The sequence below is a fragment of the Pseudomonas sp. TH43 genome, assembly GCF_016650635.1.
GTDB lineage: Bacteria > Pseudomonadota > Gammaproteobacteria > Pseudomonadales > Pseudomonadaceae > Aquipseudomonas.
The window spans coordinates 1,502,998-1,525,107 of sequence record NZ_JAEKFI010000001.1 but is presented as its reverse complement, the minus strand read 5'-3'; the positions used below and the strand labels follow the sequence as shown (position 1 = coordinate 1,525,107).

Here is a 22,110-nt window from a genome sequence, read left to right as displayed (position 1 = left end):
TATGAAACATCTCAAGGCAATCAATAACAAAGCGTTGAAGCTCGATCAGGCCGCGGAGGAAAACCGCATCGAAGAAGTGGTGGCGATGAGTTCGGTGGCGGGCTGCGCCTCGACCACCGACCCGGGCTGGGAAATCGATGCGTTCGGCGGCGTGTCGTCGTTGTGCCAGCCGATGGAAGCTGACCTCTACGGCTGCTCCGACCCGTGCTGGTGGCCGGCGCAGGTGCCGGACATGATGAGCACCTACCCGGACTGGAACAAGGATGCCCAAGCGTCCAACGACAACTGGCGCAACCTGGGCACGGTCTTCCCGAAAGACAAATGATGCCTTTAAGAAAACCGCGTACAAGAAAAAGGATTCCAGCATGCACAGCATCAAAGCCTGCGGCCTGGCCGCAATCGCGGTTCTGAGCGCCTGTTCGCTCTCGGTTCTGGCCGATGAAAACACCGCGCTGAAAGACGGTCACGAGTACATGGTGACCACCAATTACCCGAACAACCTGCACGTCCTCGATCTGGCCACCGACAGCCTGTACAAGACCTGCAAGATGCCCGACGCCTTCGGCCCCGGCACCGTGCAATTGTCACCGGATCGCAAGACCGCGTATGTGCTGAACAATCATTACGCCGACGTTTATGGGGTCGAACTCGATAGCTGCAAACAAGTGTTCCACGCCAGCATCACCCAGCAACCCGGCGAGAAGGCGCGCTCGATGTTTGCCTTCACCGTCAGCCATGACGGCAAAGAGCTGTACACCATTGCCAACCCGACGCAGATGCTTAATGACCGTTACGAGGTGAAACAGCCGCGCCTGGATGTCTACGCCACCGATGCCGGCATGAACGCCAAACCCGTGCGCAGTTTTCCGGCGCCACGGCAATTGACCATCATGCAAAGCGGCGATGACGGCACGCTCTACGTCGCGGGCGCCGACGTCTACAAAGTTGATGTGAAGAGTGGCAAGTTCGACGTGCTGATCCCCAGCCGCCACTGGAAACGGGCGAACTACAGCGCGCCAGACGTGCTGTATGTGTGGAACCAGCAGACTTACCGCCATGATTTTTCACTGCTCTACACCGCAGCGAAATTCAAGGACAAGCAGCAGGACCCGGCGACCGCCGAGTATCTGTATGGCCTGTTCAGTATCGACCTGAAAACCGGCAAGACCGAAACCACTGACTTCGGCCCGTTGACCGAAATCTACTTCAGCGGCATGCGTTCGCCGAAGGATCCGAACCTGATGTTCGGGGTACTCAACCGCCTGGCCAAGTACGACATCAAGCAGAAGAAGCTGATTCAGGCGGCGACGCTGGAGCATTCCTACTATTGCATTTCGTTCAACAAGGACGGCAGCAAGATCTACCTGGCCGGGACGTTTAATGACGTGGCGATTTTTGATGCCGAGACGATGAAGCAGACCGGCAGTATCAAGTTGCCTGGGGGGGATATGGCGATTACCACGGCGCAGATTTTTGTCCGGTAATTTGCGGCGGCTGTTCTGACGCCTTCGCGAGCGAGCTCGGCTCCTACAAAGAAGGAGCCGAGCTTACTCGCGAAGAGGCCCCTCAAAACCGCCGAAAAATCAGGCTCCGGGTACCGGGCAACTCATGTCACCTTCCTCACACTTCAAATACTCTTTCAGCGCCTCGACCCGCACTTTGGTCACCCCCGTCAGGCAATTGGCGTAAATCAACGGATAAACACTCCCGCCCGTGACCCCGGACGCCGAAAACTTGCACTCGGCATCGCGAAACCCGACCCACGCCCGCTGCGCACTGACCAGCAGCTTCTTGGCGTCCGGGTTGTCCTTCAACCGCCCGGTGATCTGCTGATACACCGAGTTCAACTCGTTGTCGGCGGCTTTGTAATCCTGCCCGGCGCACTGGTTCATCGTCGCTTGGTCGCTGGCGTTGGCACAGTCGACGGCGGCGTGGGCGAAGGAGGCGAATAGAAAGGGTGTCAGGGCCAGCAGCAGGCGCGGGGACATGGGCATCTCTCTGTGTCGAATGTAGGTGCCAAGCAGTGTAGCGCTTGTGTCGCCTCTATTCAGGTACTCGCAGTCTGGAGGCTGTCAGAAGACGATCTGCGGTCGCTGCAATTTCTTCGCCTTCATGGAGCATTTCCAGCCAGTTGGCGGGAATCGCCCGTACGCCGTAATAGGCACCGGCCAACTGGCCGACGATGGCGGCCGTGGTATCGGCATCATCTCCGAGGTTGGCGGCCTGCAGAATCGCTGCGGCGAAGCTGTCAGTGTGATGGAAACACCATAGCGCGGCTTCCAGGGATTCAACGCTGTAACCGCTGCCACGGATTTCGCGGATCGATTTTCCGAGGTAATCACCACGTGCAATCGCCGCGACTTCCGGTTGCCTGAAGGAGGCGGGTGGCAGCGTGCGCAGTTCGCTTTTGGCAGCGCCCAGCAGAGCCTTGCCGATCAGCTCGGCGAACAGTTGGCAGCACTCGATGGCGGCAGGGGCGGCGTGGGTTGTTCGCGAGCTGTCGGCGGCGAACTTTCGGATCTGCCGGGCATCCGGAAAGTAAAACAACACCACCGGAACCAGGCGCATCAGCGAACCGTTGCCAGCGGTATACGGGTCGGTCGATCCGGCAAAGGGTTCAGCGGTCTGCTGGTACTTCGCCAATGCCTGACTGACCGTCGTGCCGATATCGAAACACTCGCCGGTCGAGCTCAGATAACCCCATTGCCACCAGTTCAGGTAACGCCCCATCTGATCAACGGCGTTGAAGGCGTTTTTTGTCAGCAGGCTTTCCGCCAGGCACAGCGCCATGGAAGTGTCATCCGTCCATTGCCCCGGTTTCAGGTGGAAAGGGCCACCACCGACCATATCGGTCAACGGTTGGAATGAACCGCGTGGTTTGAACTCAACCGTAGTACCCACTGCGTCGCCGCAAGCCAGACCGAGCAGGGCACCGCGATAACGTTCGGGAAGGGATGGCTGCATGATTCGTCCTTGTCTGATTCTATTTCGCGGGCAAAGGTAACAGTTTCATTGCCTGGGTGACGCTTGAAACTGCCGGGGCAGCGCTCGGTAAATGCCGCCGGATGTTTCCTTTCAGATGAATGGCTGCACCGGTTTGATACAACTTCACATTGGACATGTGGTCATACAGGCCTAGTGTTCAAAACAGGAGGTGACGTATGAAACCAGTACCCAATAGTTTCGAACGCAAAATCATGCTCAAGGCACCGCGCTCACATGTCTGGCGCGCATTGGTCGATGCCGAGGCGTTTGGCCAGTGGTTTGGTGTGGCGCTGGAGGGGCGGCGCTTTATTGCCGGTGAATGGACGCAGGGGCAGGTCACGTATCCCGGTTATGAACACGTGTTGTGGAATGTGCTGATCGAGCGGGTGGAGCCGCAGCAGTTGTTCTCGTTTCGGTGGCATCCATATGCGGTCGATCCGAAGATCGACTATTCCCAGGAGCCGACGACGCTGGTCAGGTTTGAACTGACGGATTACGACAGCGGCACGTTGCTCAAAGTCTCTGAATCGGGCTTCGCGCATATCCCCGACATCCGCCAGAAAGCGGCGTATTACATGGACAGTCGTGGTTGGGAGGAACAGTTGAGCCGGCTCGAACAGTTTCTTGCCGAAAGCGCCAAGGCTCGCGAGCGTGACGGTGGCTGATATTTTCCAACCGTGACTGAAACGCGGGGCGCTCATCCCGGACGGCGCGCCAATCACTACCCCCGGCAGCCGTTTGTTGCCGGTGCGTTCGGGTTCGATCGCCGGAGGATGCTGCAATGGGTGTTGGCGTTTGCCGGCCTGTCCGCTGCGTCGTTCCTGGAGGATGACGCGCTGGAGCACGCCTCAGGGCAGTTGAAAGTCGCGAAAATCGCCGCGCCCATGCTCGATGCCTGACATGCCTAGGGGTTTTCGGAAGGGCTGCTATGGCGAATGTCCTACACGCGATGGTAGCTATGTCGACTATTACCGATTGGATCCCGTGGGTAATCTACACACATCAACTGAGACACAGGGAGTGTTTCAGGATCAAGGATGATCGACCATTGCAAGGATCGCTGCCGACAGGGAGTCGATAATGGTCTTGGGAAAAACCCGCTTCGGCGGGTTTTTTTTCGTCCCCGGAAAACCACGGAAGAACTTGTGGCGAGGGGATTTATCCCCGTTGGCCTGCGCAGCAGGCCCGTTCTTTAAGGGGAAAACAGGGTCGCTGCGCAGCCCAACGGGGATAAATCCCCTTCACCACAGGGGATCCAGGCGTTATGAGGCGATCAACTGGCGCAGGACATAATGCAGAATCCCGCCCGACTTGAAGTACTCGACCTCGTTCAGCGTATCGATCCGGCACAACACCTCGATTTTCTCCTGACGTCCGTCTTCACGGGTGATCACCAGCGGCAGGTTCATTCGCGGCGTCAACTCGACCCCGGTCAGCCCCTGAATCTCGAAGGTTTCCTTGCCGGTCAGGTTGAGGCTCTTGCGGTTCTGATCGAGTTTGAACTGCAACGGCAACACGCCCATGCCCACCAGGTTGGAACGGTGGATCCGCTCGAAACTCTCAGCGATCACCGCTTTGACACCGAGCAGATTGGTGCCCTTGGCCGCCCAGTCGCGGCTGGAACCGGTGCCGTATTCTTGCCCGGCAATCACCACCAGCGGCGTGCCCGAGGCCTGATATTTCATGGCCGCGTCGTAGATCGCCAGTTTCTCGCCGGTCGGAATGTAGATCGTGTTGCCACCTTCTTCACCACCGAGCATTTCGTTACGAATACGGATATTGGCAAAGGTGCCGCGCATCATTACTTCGTGGTTGCCGCGACGTGAGCCGTAAGAGTTGAAGTCCCGTGGTTCCACGCCTTTTTCGCGCAAATAATGCCCGGCCGGGCTGTCAGCCTTGATGTTGCCGGCAGGGGAGATGTGGTCGGTGGTCACCGAGTCGCCGAGCAGGGCCAGCACCCGCGCACCTTTGACATCCTTTATCTCTGTCAACGGGCCGGAGATGTCATCGAAAAACGGTGGATGCTGGATGTAAGTCGAATCGTCTTGCCACACATAAGTCGCCGCTTGTGGCACTTCGATGGCTTGCCACTGTTCATCACCGGCAAACACTTCGGCATATTCCTTGTGGAACATCGCCGTGCTGACCTGGCTGACGGCGTCAGCGATTTCCTTGCTGCTCGGCCAGATGTCGCGCAAGTACACCGGATTGCCCTGTTGATCATTACCCAGCGGTTCACTGCTGATGTCAGTGCGCACGCTACCGGCTAGCGCATAAGCCACCACCAGCGGTGGCGAGGCCAACCAGTTGGTTTTCACCAGCGGATGCACACGCCCTTCAAAGTTGCGGTTGCCGGACAGTACCGACGCGACGGTGAGGTCGGCTTTCTGGATGGCTTTTTCGATCGGCTCCGGCAACGGCCCGGAGTTGCCGATACAGGTGGTGCAGCCGTAGCCCACCAGTGAAAAACCGAGCTGGTCGAGGTATTGCGTCAACCCCGCAGCCTTGTAGTAATCGGTGACCACTTTTGAGCCTGGCGCCAGCGAACTCTTCACCCACGGTTTGCGGGTCAGGCCTTTTTCCACAGCCTTTTTCGCCAGCAGCCCGGCGGCCATCATTACGCTCGGGTTGGAGGTGTTAGTGCACGAGGTGATCGCTGCAATGACCACCGCGCCGTTTTTCAGGCGATAAGTGTGGCCTTCGTATTCGTAATCGGTTTCGCCGACCAGATCGGCATTGCCCACGGCGACGCCACCGCCGCCCTCACTTTCAAGGCGTCCTTCTTCCTTGCTGGTCGGTTTGAATTGCAGATCGATGAAGTCGCTGAAAGCTTGCGGCACATTTGGCAGTGAGACACGATCCTGCGGACGCTTCGGCCCGGCGAGACTGGCTTCGACGCTGCCCATGTCCAGCGCCAGGCTATCGGTGAACACCGGTTCCTGACCGGGTAGACGCCACAGACCCTGGGCCTTGGTGTACGCCTCGACCAGTTTCACCACTTCCGCCGGCCGACCGGACAAGCGCAGGTATTCCAGGGTCACGTCGTCGACCGGGAAAAAACCGCACGTCGCGCCGTATTCCGGGGCCATGTTGGCGATGGTTGCGCGGTCTGCCAGCGGCAGATCAGCAAGGCCGTCACCGTAGAATTCGACGAATTTACCGACCACGCCTTTTTTGCGCAGCATTTGCGTGACCGTCAGCACCAGGTCGGTGGCGGTAATGCCTTCTTTAAGTTTGCCGGTGAGCTTGAAGCCGATCACTTCCGGAATCAGCATCGACACCGGTTGCCCGAGCATCGCCGCTTCCGCCTCGATCCCGCCGACGCCCCAGCCGAGTACGCCGAGGCCGTTGATCATGGTGGTGTGCGAGTCGGTGCCGACGAGGGTGTCGGGGAAGGCATAAGTGCGGCCGTCTTCCTCCTTGGTCCACACGGTGCGGCCGAGGTATTCGAGGTTGACCTGGTGGCAGATGCCGGTGCCCGGCGGCACCACGCTGAAGTTGTCGAAAGCACTTTGGCCCCAGCGCAGAAAGGCGTAACGCTCGCCATTGCGCTGCATCTCGATGTCAACGTTCTGCTCGAACGCACTCGGGCTGGCGAATTTGTCGACCATCACCGAGTGGTCGATCACCAGATCAACCGGCGACAGTGGATTGATGCGCTGTGGATCACCGCCGGCCTTGGCCATGGCCGCGCGCATGGCGGCGAGGTCGACCACGGCGGGTACGCCGGTAAAGTCTTGCATCAAGACGCGGGCCGGGCGGTACTGGATTTCCCGATCGGAGCGATGCTCCTTGAGCCAGGCCGCAATGGCCCTGAGGTCGGCGCCGGTGACAGTTTTTTCATCTTCCCAGCGCAGCAGGTTTTCCAGCAAAACTTTCAGCGACATTGGCAGTTTGTCGATGTTGCCAAGGGACTTCGCGGCATCCGGCAAGCTGAAATAGTGGTAGGTCTTGTCGTCGATTTTTAGCGTTTTAAGGGTTTTCAGACTATCGAGGGACGGCATTACGATCACTCCTTTGAATCCGCACGGCTACGGATTGAGGGGACGAATAGAGCTTTAAACCTAGCCCTGTTTTAGGTAGCTGGCTAATAACTGGACTCTATGGGCAAGTCCAAGGTTCCGACATCGGCTATCATGCGCCGGTTTTCGTGACAGGTTTTGCTGCAACGCAAGGCTTGAGCATCGCGCAGGGGCCGAATGTCCGCCCTCTGCCCAGGAGTAAGAATGAACACCCTATTCATGCATTGCCGGCCAGGTTTCGAAGGCGAAGTCTGTTCGGAGATTTCCGACCTCGCCGCTCAACTCAACGTGGCCGGCTACGCCAAGGCCAAAGCAGCCACCGCTTGCGCCGAGTTTGTCTGCACCGAAGAAGATGGCGCCGAGCGCCTGATGCGCGGTCAGCGTTTCGCCGAGCTGATCTTCCCGCGCCAATGGGCGCGCGGAGTGTTTATCGATCTGCCGGAAACCGACCGTATCAGCGTGATCCTCGCGCACATGGCCGAATTTCCGCTGTGCGGCAGTCTGTGGCTGGAAGTCGTTGACACCAACGACGGCAAGGAACTGTCGAACTTCTGCAAGAAATTCGAAGGCCCGCTGCGCAAGGCCCTGACCGGCGCCGGCAAACTGGTCGACGACGCCGACAAGCCACGTCTGTTGCTGACCTTCAAAAGTGGTCGCGAAGTGTTTCTCGGTATGGCCGATGCCGGCAACTCGGCAATGTGGCCGATGGGCATTCCGCGCCTGAAGTTCCCGCGTGAGGCGCCAAGCCGTTCGACCTTGAAGCTGGAAGAGGCCTGGCACCACTTCATCCCGCGTGATCAGTGGGAAGACCGCCTGCACAGCGACATGACCGGCGTTGACCTCGGCGCCGCACCGGGTGGCTGGACCTGGCAACTGGTCAATCGCGGCATGCTGGTGACCGCGATCGACAACGGCCCGATGGCCGAAAGCCTTATGGACACTGGCCTGGTGCAACACTTGATGGCCGATGGTTTTACCTTCAAGCCCAAGCAGCCGGTGGACTGGATGGTCTGCGACATCGTCGAGAAACCCGCACGTAACGCGGCGATGCTCGAAGAGTGGATCGGCGAGGGGCACTGCCGGGAGGCAGTGGTCAACCTGAAACTGCCAATGAAGCAGCGTTATGCCGAAGTGAAACGCCTGCTTGAGCGCATTGCCGACGGCTTCAAGGCGCGCGGAATCAAGGTGGATATCGGCTGCAAGCAGCTGTATCACGACCGCGAAGAAGTCACCTGCCACCTGCGCCGACACGACATCAAGAAAACCAAATCCCGCTGAAACACTGAAAAACCCTGTGGGAGCGAGCCTGCTCGCGAAAGCGCTGTCCGCTACAGCAATGATGTCGGCTGATACGACGCCTTCGCGAGCAGGCTCGCTCCCACAGGGGAGATGATGTAAAGCCACAGATGACCGAATACCCGGCAATGCGCGACAATGCCGGCCAGTTTCAGGAGTGAATCATGAGTGAAATGATCGACACGCCGGTCGACGGCACCCTCGACGCCTCCGGCCTCAATTGCCCTGAGCCGGTGATGATGTTGCACCAGCACATCCGTGATCTGGTGCCCGGCGGCCTGCTTAAGGTGATCGCCACGGATCCCTCGACCCGTCGCGACATTCCCAAGTTCTGTGTGTTTCTCGACCACGAACTGGTGGGCCAGCACGAAGAGGCCGGTACTTATCTGTACTGGATCCGCAAAAAGCAGGCTTGAGCCCAAGGCAAACGTAAAACCAAATGTGGGAGCGAGCCTGCTCGCGAATACGCTACATCAGTCACTGATAAGGGTGACTGACACACCGCATTCGCGAGCAGGCTCGCTCCCACTTTTTTCGTCCCGCGTAAGGGTTTTAGCCCATCGAGCGACTGATCCGGATGCGCTTGCGTGCGCTGCGAGTCAGGCGGATCGATAGCATCAACGCCGCGCAGCTCAGGCCGACGATCAGGCCCTGCCACAAACCACTCGGGCCGCGTGGTTCGCCAAGCCAGTCGGTCAGGCCGAGGGCGTAACCCACCGGCAAGCCAATGCCCCAATAAGCGAACAGGGTCAGGATCATCGTCACGCGAGTGTCCTGATAACCGCGCAGCGCGCCGGCAGCGGTGACCTGGATCGCATCGGAGAACTGGAACAGCGCCGAATACACGATGAGCATCGCCGCGATGTGAATCACGGTCGGGTCAGCGGTGTAGATCGCCGCAATCGGCTCGCGCAGCAGCAACATCATGCTGGCCGACAGGCAGGCGTAGGCCAATGCGGTAGCCATGCCGACGCCCGCAGCAAAGCGCGCCTCACGCGGCTCTTCGCGGCCCAGAGCCTGACCAACGCGCACGGTCACCGCCATGCCCAGCGAGTAAGGAATCATGAACACCAACGAGCTGACGTTCAGCGCAATTTGATGGCCGGCCACCACCGTCGCGCCGAGGCTGCCGATCAGCAGGGCGATCACCGCGAAAATGCTCGACTCGGCAAACACCGCGATGCCAATCGGCAGACCAATCGACAGCAGGCGTTTGATCACCGCCCATTGCGGCCAGTCGAAACGGCTGAACAGTTCGCTCGAACGATAAGCCGGCGCCCAGCGCTCATAACCGGCCAGACCCAGCGCCATCACCCACATCACGATCGCCGTGGCCCAGCCGCAGCCGACGCCGCCCATGGCCGGCACGCCGAAGTGACCATAAATGAAGATGTAGTTCAGCGGAATGTTCAGCGCCAGACCGCAAAGACCCAGGACCATCGCCGGGCGGGTACGGCCGATGCCGTCACTGGTGCAGCGCAGCACGTGATAAAACGCCACCGCCGGCAAGCCGCTGGCGATACCGTGCAGGTACTGCATGCAGGGGCCGATCAGCTCGGGATCGACTTTCATCAAGTGCAGCACCGGTTCGGCGGCGACCAGCATGGCGGTCGCGATCAGTCCGACGACCAGGGCCAGCCACAAGGCCTGACGGACAATCGGACCGATTTCGCTGTGCGTACCGGCGCCGTATCGCTGGGCGACTTTCGGTGTGGTCGCCAGCAAGGTACCGGTCATCAGCAGAAACACCGGCACCCAGATCGAGTTGCCCAATGCCACTGCCGCCAAGTCTTTGGGCCCGACGCGCCCGGCCATCACCGCATCGACGAAGCCCATGGCCGTGGTCGCCAGTTGCGCGATGATGATCGGCAGCGCCAGGCCCAGCAGGTTCTTGAACTCCAGGCGAATCCGCGCGGGGCGGCTGAGGGAGGCGGCGAGAGGTTGGTCAGTAACAGAATTCACAGGCAGAGCGTCCACAGATGTTGATGCGCAGGGCGCCGCATTCTACGCCGCTGACGCCTTGGTCAGGAAAAATCCCTGTTGCGGATTTGTAATCGGTAATCGAACCGTCAAAGGACAACGATTGTCGCGGTGTCGCTTTTGAATGTTGATTTAAAGCCTTGCTGGCCCAACCGTGCATCAGCACCTAAACTGCCGATCCGCCCAAGGAGCCTGCCATGCTGATTGTTGCCGACGAAAATATTCCGCTGCTCGATGCTTTTTTTGCCGGTTTCGGCGAGATTCGCCGGGTGCCGGGCCGTTCCATCGACCGTGCGACGGTCGAGCAGGCGGACGTGTTGCTTGTGCGTTCGGTGACCAACATCAACCGGGCGCTGCTTGAGGGCAGCAAGGTTCGTTTCGTCGGGACCTGCACCATCGGTACCGATCACCTGGACCTCGACTATTTCAATGAGGCCGGCATTACCTGGTCGAGTGCACCTGGTTGCAACGCCCGCGGTGTGGTCGATTACGTACTCGGCAGTCTGATGACCCTCGCCGAAATCGAAGGCGTCGATCTGACTCAACGCACCTACGGCGTTGTGGGTGCCGGTGAGGTCGGCGGTCGGCTGATCAAGGTCCTGAAAGGCCTGGGCTGGAACGTGAAAGTCTGCGATCCGCCGCGTCAGGCGACTGAAGGCTGCGACTACGTCAGCCTCGAACAGATCATCGAGCAGTGTGATGTGATCAGTCTGCACACGCCGTTGACCCGCAGTGGCGATGGTGCGACCTGGCACCTGTTTGATCAGCAGCGTTTGCAACAACTCAAGCCCGGTGCATGGCTGATCAATGCCGCTCGTGGCCCTGTGGTCGATAACGCCGCGTTGCGCAAAGTGCTGCTGGAACGTGAAGACTTGCAGGCTGTTCTCGATGTCTGGGAGGCAGAGCCTGAGGTTGACGTCGCGCTGGCCGAGCTTTGCGTGTTGGCCACGCCGCACATTGCCGGTTACAGCCTCGATGGCAAGCAGCGTGGAACGGCGCAGATCTATCAGGCTTACTGCGAATTTATCGGCCAACCGGCGAGCATCCAGCTCAGTGAATTGCTGCCGGCGCCGTGGTTGTCGGAAGTTTCCCTGCACGCCGACAGCGATCCGGCCTGGGCGCTGGCGATGTTGTGTCGTGGCGTGTACGACCCGCGCCGCGATGACGCGGATTTCCGCCGCAGCCTTGTAGGCAATGTCGCTGAACAGCGTGCGGCGTTTGATGTGCTGCGCAAGCAGTACCCGGTTCGGCGCGAAATTGAAGGCCTGAAGGTGCGGATCGAAGGCGATTCGCCGGCGTTGCAGCAGATTGTGACAGCACTCGGCGCGGTGGCTGTTTAGGGACCGAGGTGGCTTCATCGCTGGCAAGTCAGCTCACGGCGTACAGAGACCCTGCAGGAGCAAAGCTTGCTCGCGAAAGCCACACCACAAATCCCCGATCTGCAGGCAGAAAAAACCCGGCCAAAAAGGGGCCGGGTCAGGAAGACGGTGGCTATATCACTTTTGTTCGGCAGGCTTGACCAATCGCTTCTCCAGTTCGCGGCAAGCGTTCTGGATCATGTCTTCAGTGATCGGTACTTCACGGCCCTGCTCATCGATAATCGAGCAACCCAGAGTCTGGCCGGGCTTGGTGCGGATCACTTCAATCTTGTCATCGCTGCTGTGTTGCAAGGACATGGCCTGTCTCCTCATCAGGTTGTATTGATAGATTAAAACCGCCACGTGACCAGGCTGTGACAACGCCTTTCGGTCTGTCACGTACGGTCACACCAGTCCAGCAGAAATGACCGCTCGTCTCAACCGGGACGTTAGACCAATAGCAACTATGGCCTAGTCTTTGGGGGCATATTTAACCTGACTCATTGTGATTTACAGAGTTCCACCCCATAGAAGGTTTAGGCTAGCCCTTTTATCAACACGGATGTGTACCTGAATGACCCCGAAGCTTTCTTCAAGGCACCGTCGCGCCCTGCGCCTGACCAGTCGATTTCTGGCCCCTTACCGCTGGCAAGTTATCGGTGCGCTGCTGGCGTTGATCGTCACCGCCGCCGTCACGTTGTCGATGGGGCAGGGGATCAAACTGCTGGTCGACCGGGGTTTCATGACCCAGTCGCCGCACCAGCTCAACCAGAGCATTGGCATCTTCATGCTGATGGTGCTGGGCCTGGCAGTTGGCACATTCGCACGGTTTTACTGGGTGTCCTGGATTGGCGAACGCGTCGTGGCCGACATCCGGCGCGAGGTATTCAATCATCTGGTCTATCTGCACCCAGGGTTCTACGAGAACAACCGCAGTTCGGAGATTCAGTCGCGATTGACCGCCGACACGACGCTGCTGCAGTCGGTGATCGGTTCGTCGCTGTCGATGTTCCTGCGCAACCTGCTGATGGTGATCGGCGGTGTCATCCTGCTGTTCGTCACCAACGCAAAACTCACCAGCATCGTGGTAATCGCCTTGCCGTTCGTGGTCGCACCGATTCTGATTTTTGGCCGGCGCGTGCGCAATCTTTCTCGCCTGAGCCAGGACCGCGTTGCCGACATCGGCAGCTATGTGTCGGAAACCCTCGGTCAGATCAAAACCGTGCAGGCCTATAACCATCAGGTACAGGACGAGCGACGTTTTGCGGCGACCGTTGAAGACGCTTTCGACACGGCACGCAAACGTATCTTTCAGCGTTCATGGATGATCACCATGGTGATCGTGCTGGTGTTGGGCGCTGTCGCGGTGATGTTGTGGGTCGGCGGCATGGACGTGATCGCCGGGCGCATCACCGGTGGCGAACTGGCTGCATTTGTCTTTTACAGCCTGATCGTCGGCAGCGCGATCGGCACGCTGAGTGAAGTCATCGGCGAATTGCAGCGAGCAGCAGGCGCGGCGGAGCGAATCGCGGAGCTGCTTGGTTCGCAAAATATCATCCAGCCACCGGTCACGGGGCTGATGACATTGCCGGAGCGCGTCAGGGGCGAATTGCAATTGCAGGATGTACGCTTTTCCTACCCGTCGCGCCCTGAAAGCTATGCGGTAAACGGCCTCAATCTGACCATCAGACCCGGTGAAACACTGGCGTTGGTGGGGCCCTCCGGCGCGGGCAAATCCACGGTGTATGACCTGTTGTTGCGCTTTTACGATCCGTTGGAAGGGCAGATCCTTATCGATGGCGTGCCACTGACCCGCCTCGATCCGCTGGATCTGCGCCGCCACTTTGCTCTGGTGTCGCAGTCGCCAGCGCTGTTTTTTGGCAGTGTTGAAGAAAATATTCGTTACGGCAATCCGGGGGCGACGCTGGCGCAGGTCAAGGACGCGGCGAAAATTGCTCACGCCCATGACTTCATCGAAAAAATGCCCGACGGTTATCAGACCCATCTGGGTGATGGCGGGCTCGGCCTTTCTGGTGGTCAACGCCAACGCCTGGCGATTGCCCGCGCGTTGTTAGTGGATGCACCGATCCTGCTGCTGGACGAAGCTACCAGCGCCCTCGATGCACAGAGCGAGCACCTGATTCAGGAAGCGTTGCCCAGCCTCATGCAGAACCGCACCACGCTGGTCATCGCGCATCGCCTGGCCACCGTGAAAAATGCCGACCGCATCGCGGTGATGGATCAGGGCCAACTCGTCGCTATCGGCACTCATCAGGAATTGATTGCCAGCAATCCGCTGTATGCGCGGCTGGCGGCGTTGCAGTTCAATGATGGAAAAGTAACCGCTGATCAACTCTGATGGACAGTGCTCGCATCGGGCATGAGCCGCTAACGCACCGTCAGCTCCAGGCGCCTGTAGGCGCTGCCGAAGGCTGTGATCTTTTGATCTAAAAAAATGCCCGCATGAGAATGCGGGCATTTTTTTAAGCTGAATCAAAAGATCGCAGCCTGCGGCAGCTCCTGCGTAACCGGCATTACCGGTTATTGATCGTCAAAGTAGCGTTCGTGCCAATCCACCAGCGGCTGCGGCGAGTTGAGTTTCTGGCCGTAGATCACCGAGTACGACAGCACGTTCTGCACGTACTGACGGGTTTCGTCGAACGGGATGCTTTCTACCCACACGTCGAAGCTCAAGTGATCGGCGCCTCGCAGCCATTGACGTACACGGCCGGGGCCAGCGTTGTAAGCGGCGGAGGCGAGGACGCGGTTGCCGTTGAACTGGCTGTGTACCTGGCTCAGGTAAGCGGCGCCGAGCTGGATGTTTTTGTCCGGATCGAGCACCTGCTGCGGCGAGGCCAGCGGGATGCTGAACTTGCGCGCGGTTTCCTTGGCGGTGCCGGGCATCAGCTGCATCAGGCCGCTGGCGCCGACGCCGGAGCGTGCGTCGTCCATGAAGGCGCTTTCCTGGCGGGTGATGGCGAACACCCAGCTCGAATGCAGACCGCGCACCTTGGCTTCACGCACGAGGGTTTCGCGGTGGGCCATCGGGAAACGGATGTCCAGATCGTCCCAGTATTGCGCCTGGCTGATGGTGCGGATCGCCGGGAAGTACCATTTCAGGTCGTAGGCGAGCTTCGCCTGGGCAACCATTTCGTCACGGTTGAAGTGGCGGCTGACGTGGTACCACTCGCGGCGACCGTCGACGATCTGCCCGCGGGCATGGAATTCCAGTGCGCGGCGAACGCCAGGTGTATTGCGCACTTTGTTGATCAGCGCCTGGCTGAGCACCAGTGGCTTGTTGTTCAGCGAATACGGCGATTGCGAACGGTCGGCGGCGAGGAAACCGTAGAAGTCGCGCTCGCGGGCGAGGTTTTTGTACAGGGTCTGCGCCTCTGGATTCTGTGGCTGCGCCAGTTCCAGACTGCGTGCCTGCCAGTAGCGCCAGCGGTTGGTGGTGGCCAGATCCTGCGGCAGACGTTTGGTCAGTTGATAGGCATCGTCCCAGCGAGCCAGGCGCAGCAGCAGGCGCAGGCGCCATTCCGAAACAGTGTTGTCGCGCAGCTCGGGGTCGTATTTGGTCATCACGTCCAGCGCGCGGCTGTCGAAACGTCGCGCCAGGGTCAGGCCGATTTCCCGGGCAATCGCGACTTTTTCATCGCGGGAAAAATGCATGCTGCTGGCATAGCCGTCGAGCAGCGCCATGGCCTTGTCCGGATCCTGGCGGGCGAGGCGGCGCAGGCCAAGGCTGACCACGTCGGACATCGGTTCATCGCCTGGAGTAAAGCGTGAAGGCTGGTTGAGCAACTCGGGTTTTTGCGCGACATCGACCAACAGGCGACCGCGTGGGGCGAGGGTGGTCAAGCCATTGACCAGGCTGTTGGCCAAAGGATAGTTGCGCGCTTGAGCGGCAAGCTTGGTGCGTTCCCAGCGTTTCTGTTCGGTCAATTGGCCATCAGCGGCCCAGACGCCGAACAGCGCATCACAGGCCGCGGGCTGTGATTTACCGGTCAGCCAGAGCTTTTCGGCGTTGGCATAACCTTCGGCTTTATGGTTGCTGCTGATCTGGTATTGCGCATTGAGGCAGTCCAGTTCAGTGAAGTTGAGTTTCGGGTCGTAATATTTGACGAAGGTCGCCCAGTCGCCACGGTCGGCGAGCCAGCGCAACCAGCGCAACTTCATCCAGTTGGCCTGAGGCAGATCGCCGTGTTCAGCGAGGAATTTCTCGATTTCGGCGTTGCTCGCGCTTTTCAGGCGCGCGGTCAGCTCGTCGTAGGCCAGATACGGTTCCAGCGGATAATCGGCCAGGGCCTGGCTGTAACGGAAGTACGGGCCGGTATCGCCTTTGGCGAGGGCGCGCTTGGCTTCATCGTAATACTGGCGTTGGGTGGACAGGTCCACCGCCTGGGCGGATTGAACGGCAGCGGCGGTAAGTAGCAAGCAGGACAAAACACTGAAAAGGCGACTGCGCATGAGACATCCGGGCAGAGAAATCATGACAAGTGCCGACCTCGGTCAGCACTGAATTGTCTGTAGCTTAGCCTTTTGCCAGCAAGCGGCGAAAGCTTTGCGGGCCTTGCAGCACAAGTTCGCAACAAATGTTGTGCAGAGTGCTTCCACAGACAAATTGGCGGCCTGTTGATGCCCTAACTCAGGTAGAATGCGCGCCCGGTTTTTGGAGAAGCTCATGACCCTGCTCAAATTCAGCGATGTGTCCCTTGCGTTCGGCGCTATGCCGTTGTTGGACAAGGTGTCCTGGCAGATCGCCCGTGGTGAGCGGGTGTGCATCATCGGCCGCAACGGCACAGGCAAGTCCAGCATGATGAAGCTGGTCAAGGGCGATCAAAAGCCTGACGACGGCTCCGTGTGGCGTGCCCCCGGTCTGAAAATCGGCGAATTGCCGCAAGAATTGCCAGTGGCCGACGATCGGACTGTGTTCGACGTGGTTGCCGAAGGCCTCGATGGCGTGGGCGCGTTGCTCGCCGAGTACCATCACCTTGCGCAGAACTGCGTCACTGAAGAAGACCTGAACAAGCTGATGCACGTTCAGCAAGACCTCGAAGCCCGTGATGGCTGGCGTTTGCAGACCCTGGTCGACAGTACCCTGAGCCGCCTGCAACTGCCGGCCGACAAGACCCTCGCGCAGTTGTCCGGCGGCTGGCGTCGTCGCGTGCTGCTGGCGCAGGCGCTGGTGTCCGAGCCGGATCTGCTGCTGCTCGACGAACCCACCAACCACCTGGACATCGGTGCAATTGCCTGGCTCGAAGAAGCGCTGAAAGATTTCCAGGGCGCCGTGCTCTTCATCACGCACGACCGTTCCTTCCTGCAAAACCTTGCCACGCGCATCCTCGAACTGGATCGCGGTGGCCTGATCGACTGGAACGGCGACTACGCCAGTTTCCTCGTGCACAAAGAAGCCGCGCTGGCCGCTGAAGAAACCGCCAACGCGCTGTTCGACAAGAAGCTGGCCCAGGAAGAAGTCTGGATCCGTCAGGGCATCAAGGCGCGTCGCACCCGTAACGAAGGCCGCGTCCGCGCCCTGAAAGCCTTGCGCGTTGAGCGTAGCGAGCGTCGTGAGCGCACCGGCAAGGCGAATATTCAGTTGGACACTGCCGACAAGTCCGGCAAGCAGGTGATGGTGCTCGAGAACGTGAGTTTCGCTCACCCGGGCGGCCCGTTCCTGATCAAGGATTTCTCGATGGTGCTGACGCGCGGCGACCGTATCGGTCTGCTCGGCGCCAACGGTACCGGCAAGACCACCCTGCTGAAACTGATGCTCAGCGGTCTGCAACCAACCTCTGGCAAAGTGGAAGAGGGCACGCGCATCGACGTGGCCTACTTCGACCAGTTGCGTCATCAGCTGGATCTGGAAAAGACCGTTATCGACAACGTTGCCGAAGGTCGCGATTTCATCGATATCGACGGTCAGAGCCGCCACGTGCTGAGCTACCTCGGCGACTTCCTGTTCAGCCCGCAGCGTGCCCGCACGCCGGTCAAGGCGCTGTCGGGTGGTGAGCGTGCGCGTCTGTTGCTGGCCAAATTGTTCAGCAAACCAGCGAACCTGTTGGTGCTCGACGAACCAACCAACGACCTCGACGTGGAAACGCTGGAGCTGCTTGAAGAAGTGCTGTTGACCTTCAATGGCACCGTGCTGATGGTCAGCCACGACCGGGCATTCCTCGACAACGTGGTGACCAGCACGCTGGTCTTCGAAGGCGAAGGCAAGGTTCGTGAATACGTCGGCGGCTATCAGGACTGGATCCGTCAGGGCGGCTCGCCGCGTCTGCTGGGCGTGACTGAAAGCAAATCCGGCAAGGCTGACCTGAATTCGGCAGTGGTAACGGCTGAGCCTGCTGCGGTGGCTGAATCTGCCGCTGCCGCTCCGGGGGCGAAGAAGAAGCTGAGCTACAAGCTGCAGCGCGAGCTGGAAGCGTTGCCGGGCGACATCGACGCCAAGGAGCAGCAGATCGCTGCGGTGGAAGCTGAAATGGCGGATGCCGGTTTCTACCAGCGCCCTGCGGCAGAAACGGCCAAGGTGATTGCGTCTCTGGAACAGTTGACGGCTGAGCTGGATGCCTTGATGGAGCGTTGGGCCGAGCTGGATGCCTGATTGTCTCTGATGTGAAAAAGCCCGGCGTTCAGTGATGAGCGCCGGGCTTTTCATATGTAATGCGATCTACAAGCGGGTGCAGATTAATGTGGGAGCGAGCCCGCTCGCGAATGCAGTGTCTCAGGCAGCATTAATGCTGACTGTGTCGACGCCTTCGCGAGCAGGCTCGCTCCCACAATGATCAGTGTGTTTCAGCGTTTTGTCAGGTGTACGGCCAGTACGTCGCAGGGTGCGCCGTGCAGCACGTCGTTGGCGGTGGAGCCGAGCAGCAGCGCCAGGCCATGGCGGCCATGACTGCCGACCACGATCAGATCGCACGTTTGTTCCTTGGCGAAATGATGGATCTCCTGACGTGGCTGACCATAGGTCAAGTGGCAGTTGGCGCCTTCGAGTTCGGAATACTTGAGCTTGAGGCGCTCGAGGCGCTCTTTGGCCTGATCGAATTGCTGCTGTTGCAGTTGTGACAGATCCATCGGCACGTCGCCGCCGAACGCCATGGCCATCGGCTCGACGATATGCACCAGAGACAGCTTTGCGCCATTGCTCACCGAGAGCTCGCGGGCGCGGTGGATAACAGGGTCGCACTCTTCAGTCAGATCTACAGCGACCAGGATGTGGTGGTAGGGCATGAGGTGCTCCTCCTGAGGTTTCAATATTGTTAAGTATGGCTGGTTTCAAGCGCATTGGTTCCAAAGTGACACAATGCGCTCACCAAGAATTGGGAGTAGAGATATGACGGTCTGGTTGGTGGTGTCAATCCTGTTGGTGGTTTTAAGTCCGCTGGCTTGGTTGCGTCCATCGCGTGCGCAAAGCGGTCGCATCGCCCTGCGCATGGAGGCACGGCGTATTGGCCTGGCTATGCAACTGGCGCCTCAGGAGTGGCCGCATTGGCTCTCTCAAGAGCCGCCGAACCCGTGCGCGCAGTACCATCGGCCACGTCGTGGCAAGCAACCGGCATGTTGGACCTGGTGGCAGAAATCGCCGGGCGTGTGGGTCAATCAATGGCAGGAAGTCTGCGAAGACCGCGCGCTGCTCAATCATTTCGAAAAATTGCCGGACAATGTCTTCAAGGTCGAGGCGGATAAACAAATGATCGCCCTGTATTGGGGCGAGAAGGGCGAAGCCACGGTTTTGCAGGATATCGACGCCACGCTGAAAGCGCTGGCATGACTCGCGGACTTTTCCCACTGCAACGGTGGGGAGCGTCCGGCAGACGAGCAATAAAAAGCCCGACATGATTCATCGGGCGGGGTTGGCCAGGCAGGCCGGTAATTTTTTCAGTTGATTTCGCTTCAAGTCATCAGCGTATTCCCCTGTCGTCCAGCCAGCGTAGCCTGTTAAACATGGCGCGGCGTGAATTAGGGCGAATTTTCTAACTATTGATTCTATGAATGACGTTACATGCAGACGCGTGTTGCGGGTCTTCGTGGTACGGATGTGACCGCAAAGTCGCATTTCAACCCGTATTTTGGGCGATTGACAATTGTCGGAAATTCCGTGAAGGTGACGTACCCAAATCAAACGGGCGTATGAATTGAGCGTTTGTCTTACTGACCGCTCCTACAGAATCCCGACTATCGCGTTGGCGGGTGTGCCGGGTGGATTGGCGTTAGCATCGACGAAAAAACGTCCTGCCAAGCCATTCGCCTGCGTCCGACGTGTACTGTTCAGCTTCCATATCGTGGAGATCAGTTGATGATTTACGAAGGTAAAGCCATCACGGTTAAAGCTCTTGAAAGTGGCATCGTCGAATTGAAATTCGACCTCAAGGGTGAGTCCGTCAACAAGTTCAACCGTCTAACCCTGAACGAACTGCGTCAGGCGGTAGACGCCATCAAGGCAGATGCTTCGATCAAGGGCGTGATCGTCAGCAGTGGCAAGGACGTGTTCATCGTCGGCGCCGACATCACCGAATTTGTCGAGAACTTCAAGCTGCCGGATGCCGAGCTGGTTGCTGGCAATCTCGAAGCCAACAAGATCTTCAGCGATTTCGAAGACCTCAACGTTCCGACTGTTGCCGCGATCAATGGCATCGCTCTGGGCGGCGGTCTGGAAATGTGCCTGGCGGCTGACTATCGCGTCATGTCGACCAAGGCCAAGATCGGTCTGCCGGAAGTCAAACTGGGCATCTACCCAGGCTTCGGCGGTACTGTGCGTCTGCCGCGCCTGATCGGTGTCGACAACGCCATCGAGTGGATTGCCTCCGGTAAGGAAAACCGCCCTGAAGACGCTCTGAAAGTCAGCGCCGTCGACGCCGTGGTTGCCCCGGAGAAGCTTCAGGAAGCGGCCCTTGAACTGATCAAGCGCGCCATCTCCGGCGAGTTTGACTACAAGGCCAAGCGTCAGCCGAAGCTTGAAAAACTCAAGCTGAACGCCATTGAACAAATGATGGCTTTCGAAACCGCCAAAGGTTTCGTTGCGGGTCAGGCTGGCCCGAACTATCCGGCGCCGGTTGAAGCGATCAAGACCATCCAGAAAGCCGCGAACTTCGGTCGTGACAAGGCGCTGGAAGTCGAAGCTGCCGGTTTCGTCAAGCTGGCCAAGACTTCTGCTGCGCAGAGCTTGATCGGTCTGTTCCTGAACGATCAGGAACTGAAGAAAAAGGCCAAGGCCTACGACGAAATCGCCAAAGACGTGAAGCAGGCTGCCGTACTCGGCGCCGGCATCATGGGCGGCGGTATCGCTTATCAGTCGGCCTCCAAAGGGACGCCGATCCTGATGAAGGATATCAACGAGCACGGTATCGAGCAGGGTCTGGCCGAAGCCGCCAAACTGCTGGTTGGCCGCGTTGATAAAGGTCGCATGACCGCTGCGAAAATGGCTGAAGTGCTCAACGCCATTCGTCCGACCCTGTCCTACGGCGACTTCGGTCACGTCGATCTGGTTGTCGAAGCTGTGGTCGAAAACCCGAAGGTCAAGCAAGCCGTATTGGCTGAAGTTGAAGGCCAGGTCAAAGAGGACACCATCCTCGCATCCAACACCTCGACCATTTCCATCAGCTTGCTGGCCAAAGCCCTCAAGCGTCCGGAAAACTTCGTCGGCATGCACTTCTTCAACCCGGTGCACATGATGCCGCTGGTGGAAGTGATCCGTGGCGAGAAGTCCAGCGAGCTGGCTGTAGCCACCACCGTTGCCTACGCCAAGAAAATGGGCAAGAACCCGATCGTCGTCAATGACTGCCCGGGCTTCCTGGTCAACCGCGTGCTGTTCCCGTATTTCGGCGGTTTCGCCAAGCTGGTCAGCGCCGGTGTGGACTTCGTCCGTATCGACAAGGTCATGGAAAAATTCGGCTGGCCAATGGGCCCGGCCTACCTGATGGACGTGGTCGGCATCGACACCGGTCACCACGGTCGTGACGTGATGGCTGAAGGTTTCCCGGACCGCATGAAGGATGACCGTCGTTCGGCCATCGACGTGCTGTACGAAGCCAAGCGCCTGGGCCAGAAAAACGGCAAGGGTTTCTACGCTTACGAGGCTGACAAGAAAGGCAAGCAGAAGAAAGTCGCCGATCCATCGGTGCTGGAAGTGCTCAAGCCGATCGTTTACGAGCAGCGCGAAGTCACTGACGAAGACATCATCAACTGGATGATGATCCCGCTGTGCCTGGAAACCGTGCGTTGCCTGGAAGACGGCATCGTTGAAACTGCCGCCGAAGCCGACATGGGTCTGGTCTACGGCATTGGTTTCCCTCCATTCCGTGGCGGTGCGCTGCGCTACATCGATTCGATCGGTGTTGCCGAGTTCGTTGCCCTGGCTGACCAGTACGCTGATTTGGGCGCGCTGTACCACCCGACCGCGAAGCTGCGTGAAATGGCCAAAACCGGCCAACGGTTCTTCGGTTAAGCGTCCCAACTTTTGAGCG

The 22,110-nt window shown here is 59.0% G+C and carries 17 protein-coding genes and 1 pseudogene; 11 read left to right on the top strand and 7 right to left on the bottom strand.

Going from position 1 to position 22,110, the window contains the following annotated elements; translation table 11 throughout:
• Position 1: 1 nt before the first annotated feature.
• Positions 2 to 325: a quinohemoprotein amine dehydrogenase subunit gamma gene (gene qhpC, locus JFT81_RS06825; protein WP_064117830.1), complete on the top strand. Its 324-nt coding sequence runs from the start codon at positions 2 to 4 to the stop codon at positions 323 to 325.
• 40 nt (positions 326 to 365) lie between these two features.
• Entirely contained in the window at positions 366 to 1,484 is a 1,119-nt protein-coding gene (peaD, locus tag JFT81_RS06820) for a quinohemoprotein amine dehydrogenase subunit beta (RefSeq protein ID WP_201226624.1), read from the top strand.
• Positions 1,485 to 1,583: 99 nt separating this feature from the next.
• Here the strand turns inward: peaD and JFT81_RS06815 are convergent, their stop codons facing one another.
• Complete coding sequence (locus tag JFT81_RS06815) at positions 1,584 to 1,988, bottom strand: lysozyme inhibitor LprI family protein (RefSeq protein ID WP_201226623.1); 405 nt, start codon at positions 1,986 to 1,988, stop codon at positions 1,584 to 1,586.
• 55 nt (positions 1,989 to 2,043) lie between these two features.
• Positions 2,044 to 2,964 (bottom strand): ADP-ribosylglycohydrolase family protein, encoded by a 921-nt coding sequence (locus tag JFT81_RS06810; protein WP_201226622.1) that lies wholly within the window; start codon positions 2,962 to 2,964, stop codon positions 2,044 to 2,046.
• Between the two features lie 197 nt (positions 2,965 to 3,161).
• On the opposite strand from JFT81_RS06810, the gene JFT81_RS06805 reads away from it, so the two are divergent.
• Positions 3,162 to 3,650 (top strand): SRPBCC family protein, encoded by a 489-nt coding sequence (locus JFT81_RS06805; protein ID WP_201205004.1) that lies wholly within the window; start codon positions 3,162 to 3,164, stop codon positions 3,648 to 3,650.
• An 84-nt stretch (positions 3,651 to 3,734) separates the two neighbouring features.
• Positions 3,735 to 3,884, top strand: a pseudogene (locus tag JFT81_RS06800) (3'-kinase); the annotation flags it as partial.
• Between the two features lie 363 nt (positions 3,885 to 4,247).
• Here the strand turns inward: JFT81_RS06800 and acnA are convergent.
• Complete coding sequence (gene acnA / locus JFT81_RS06795) at positions 4,248 to 6,989, bottom strand: aconitate hydratase AcnA (protein WP_201226621.1); 2,742 nt, start codon at positions 6,987 to 6,989, stop codon at positions 4,248 to 4,250.
• Between the two features lie 222 nt (positions 6,990 to 7,211).
• Between acnA and rlmM the strand changes: the two genes are divergently transcribed.
• Both rlmM and tusA read left to right on the top strand, forming a co-directional pair.
• Positions 7,212 to 8,285 (top strand): 23S rRNA (cytidine(2498)-2'-O)-methyltransferase RlmM, encoded by a 1,074-nt coding sequence (gene rlmM / locus JFT81_RS06790; RefSeq protein ID WP_201226620.1) that lies wholly within the window; start codon positions 7,212 to 7,214, stop codon positions 8,283 to 8,285.
• 182 nt (positions 8,286 to 8,467) lie between these two features.
• Positions 8,468 to 8,719: a sulfurtransferase TusA gene (gene tusA, locus JFT81_RS06785; RefSeq protein WP_201226619.1), complete on the top strand. Its 252-nt coding sequence runs from the start codon at positions 8,468 to 8,470 to the stop codon at positions 8,717 to 8,719.
• A gap of 136 nt (positions 8,720 to 8,855) precedes the next feature.
• On the opposite strand, the gene JFT81_RS06780 is transcribed toward tusA, so the two are convergent.
• Entirely contained in the window at positions 8,856 to 10,265 is a 1,410-nt protein-coding gene (locus JFT81_RS06780; protein ID WP_201226618.1) for an MATE family efflux transporter, read from the bottom strand.
• Positions 10,266 to 10,480: 215 nt separating this feature from the next.
• Between JFT81_RS06780 and pdxB the strand changes: the two genes are divergently transcribed.
• Positions 10,481 to 11,623 (top strand): 4-phosphoerythronate dehydrogenase PdxB, encoded by a 1,143-nt coding sequence (gene pdxB / locus JFT81_RS06775; RefSeq protein WP_201226617.1) that lies wholly within the window; start codon positions 10,481 to 10,483, stop codon positions 11,621 to 11,623.
• A gap of 156 nt (positions 11,624 to 11,779) precedes the next feature.
• Here pdxB and JFT81_RS06770 read toward each other — a convergent pair whose 3' ends face one another.
• Complete coding sequence (locus JFT81_RS06770) at positions 11,780 to 11,959, bottom strand: PA1571 family protein (RefSeq protein WP_201226616.1); 180 nt, start codon at positions 11,957 to 11,959, stop codon at positions 11,780 to 11,782.
• Between the two features lie 256 nt (positions 11,960 to 12,215).
• On the opposite strand from JFT81_RS06770, the gene JFT81_RS06765 reads away from it, so the two are divergent.
• Positions 12,216 to 14,000, top strand: a complete 1,785-nt coding sequence (locus tag JFT81_RS06765; RefSeq protein ID WP_201226615.1) for an ABC transporter transmembrane domain-containing protein — start codon at positions 12,216 to 12,218, stop codon at positions 13,998 to 14,000.
• Between the two features lie 182 nt (positions 14,001 to 14,182).
• Here the strand turns inward: JFT81_RS06765 and JFT81_RS06760 are convergent, their stop codons facing one another.
• A complete protein-coding gene (locus JFT81_RS06760; protein ID WP_201149027.1) occupies positions 14,183 to 16,111 on the bottom strand; it encodes a transglycosylase SLT domain-containing protein in 1,929 nt (642 codons plus the stop codon).
• 214 nt (positions 16,112 to 16,325) lie between these two features.
• Between JFT81_RS06760 and JFT81_RS06755 the strand changes: the two genes are divergently transcribed.
• Complete coding sequence (locus JFT81_RS06755; protein ID WP_201226614.1) at positions 16,326 to 18,248, top strand: ATP-binding cassette domain-containing protein; 1,923 nt, start codon at positions 16,326 to 16,328, stop codon at positions 18,246 to 18,248.
• Positions 18,249 to 18,439: 191 nt separating this feature from the next.
• Here JFT81_RS06755 and JFT81_RS06750 read toward each other — a convergent pair whose 3' ends face one another.
• Positions 18,440 to 18,877 (bottom strand): universal stress protein, encoded by a 438-nt coding sequence (locus JFT81_RS06750; RefSeq protein WP_201226613.1) that lies wholly within the window; start codon positions 18,875 to 18,877, stop codon positions 18,440 to 18,442.
• A 103-nt stretch (positions 18,878 to 18,980) separates the two neighbouring features.
• Between JFT81_RS06750 and JFT81_RS06745 the strand changes: the two genes are divergently transcribed.
• Positions 18,981 to 19,418, top strand: a complete 438-nt coding sequence (locus JFT81_RS06745; protein WP_201149028.1) for a hypothetical protein — start codon at positions 18,981 to 18,983, stop codon at positions 19,416 to 19,418.
• Between the two features lie 525 nt (positions 19,419 to 19,943).
• Positions 19,944 to 22,091, top strand: a complete 2,148-nt coding sequence (gene fadB / locus JFT81_RS06740) for a fatty acid oxidation complex subunit alpha FadB (RefSeq protein WP_201226612.1) — start codon at positions 19,944 to 19,946, stop codon at positions 22,089 to 22,091.
• The last annotated feature ends 19 nt before the right edge of the window (positions 22,092 to 22,110 follow it).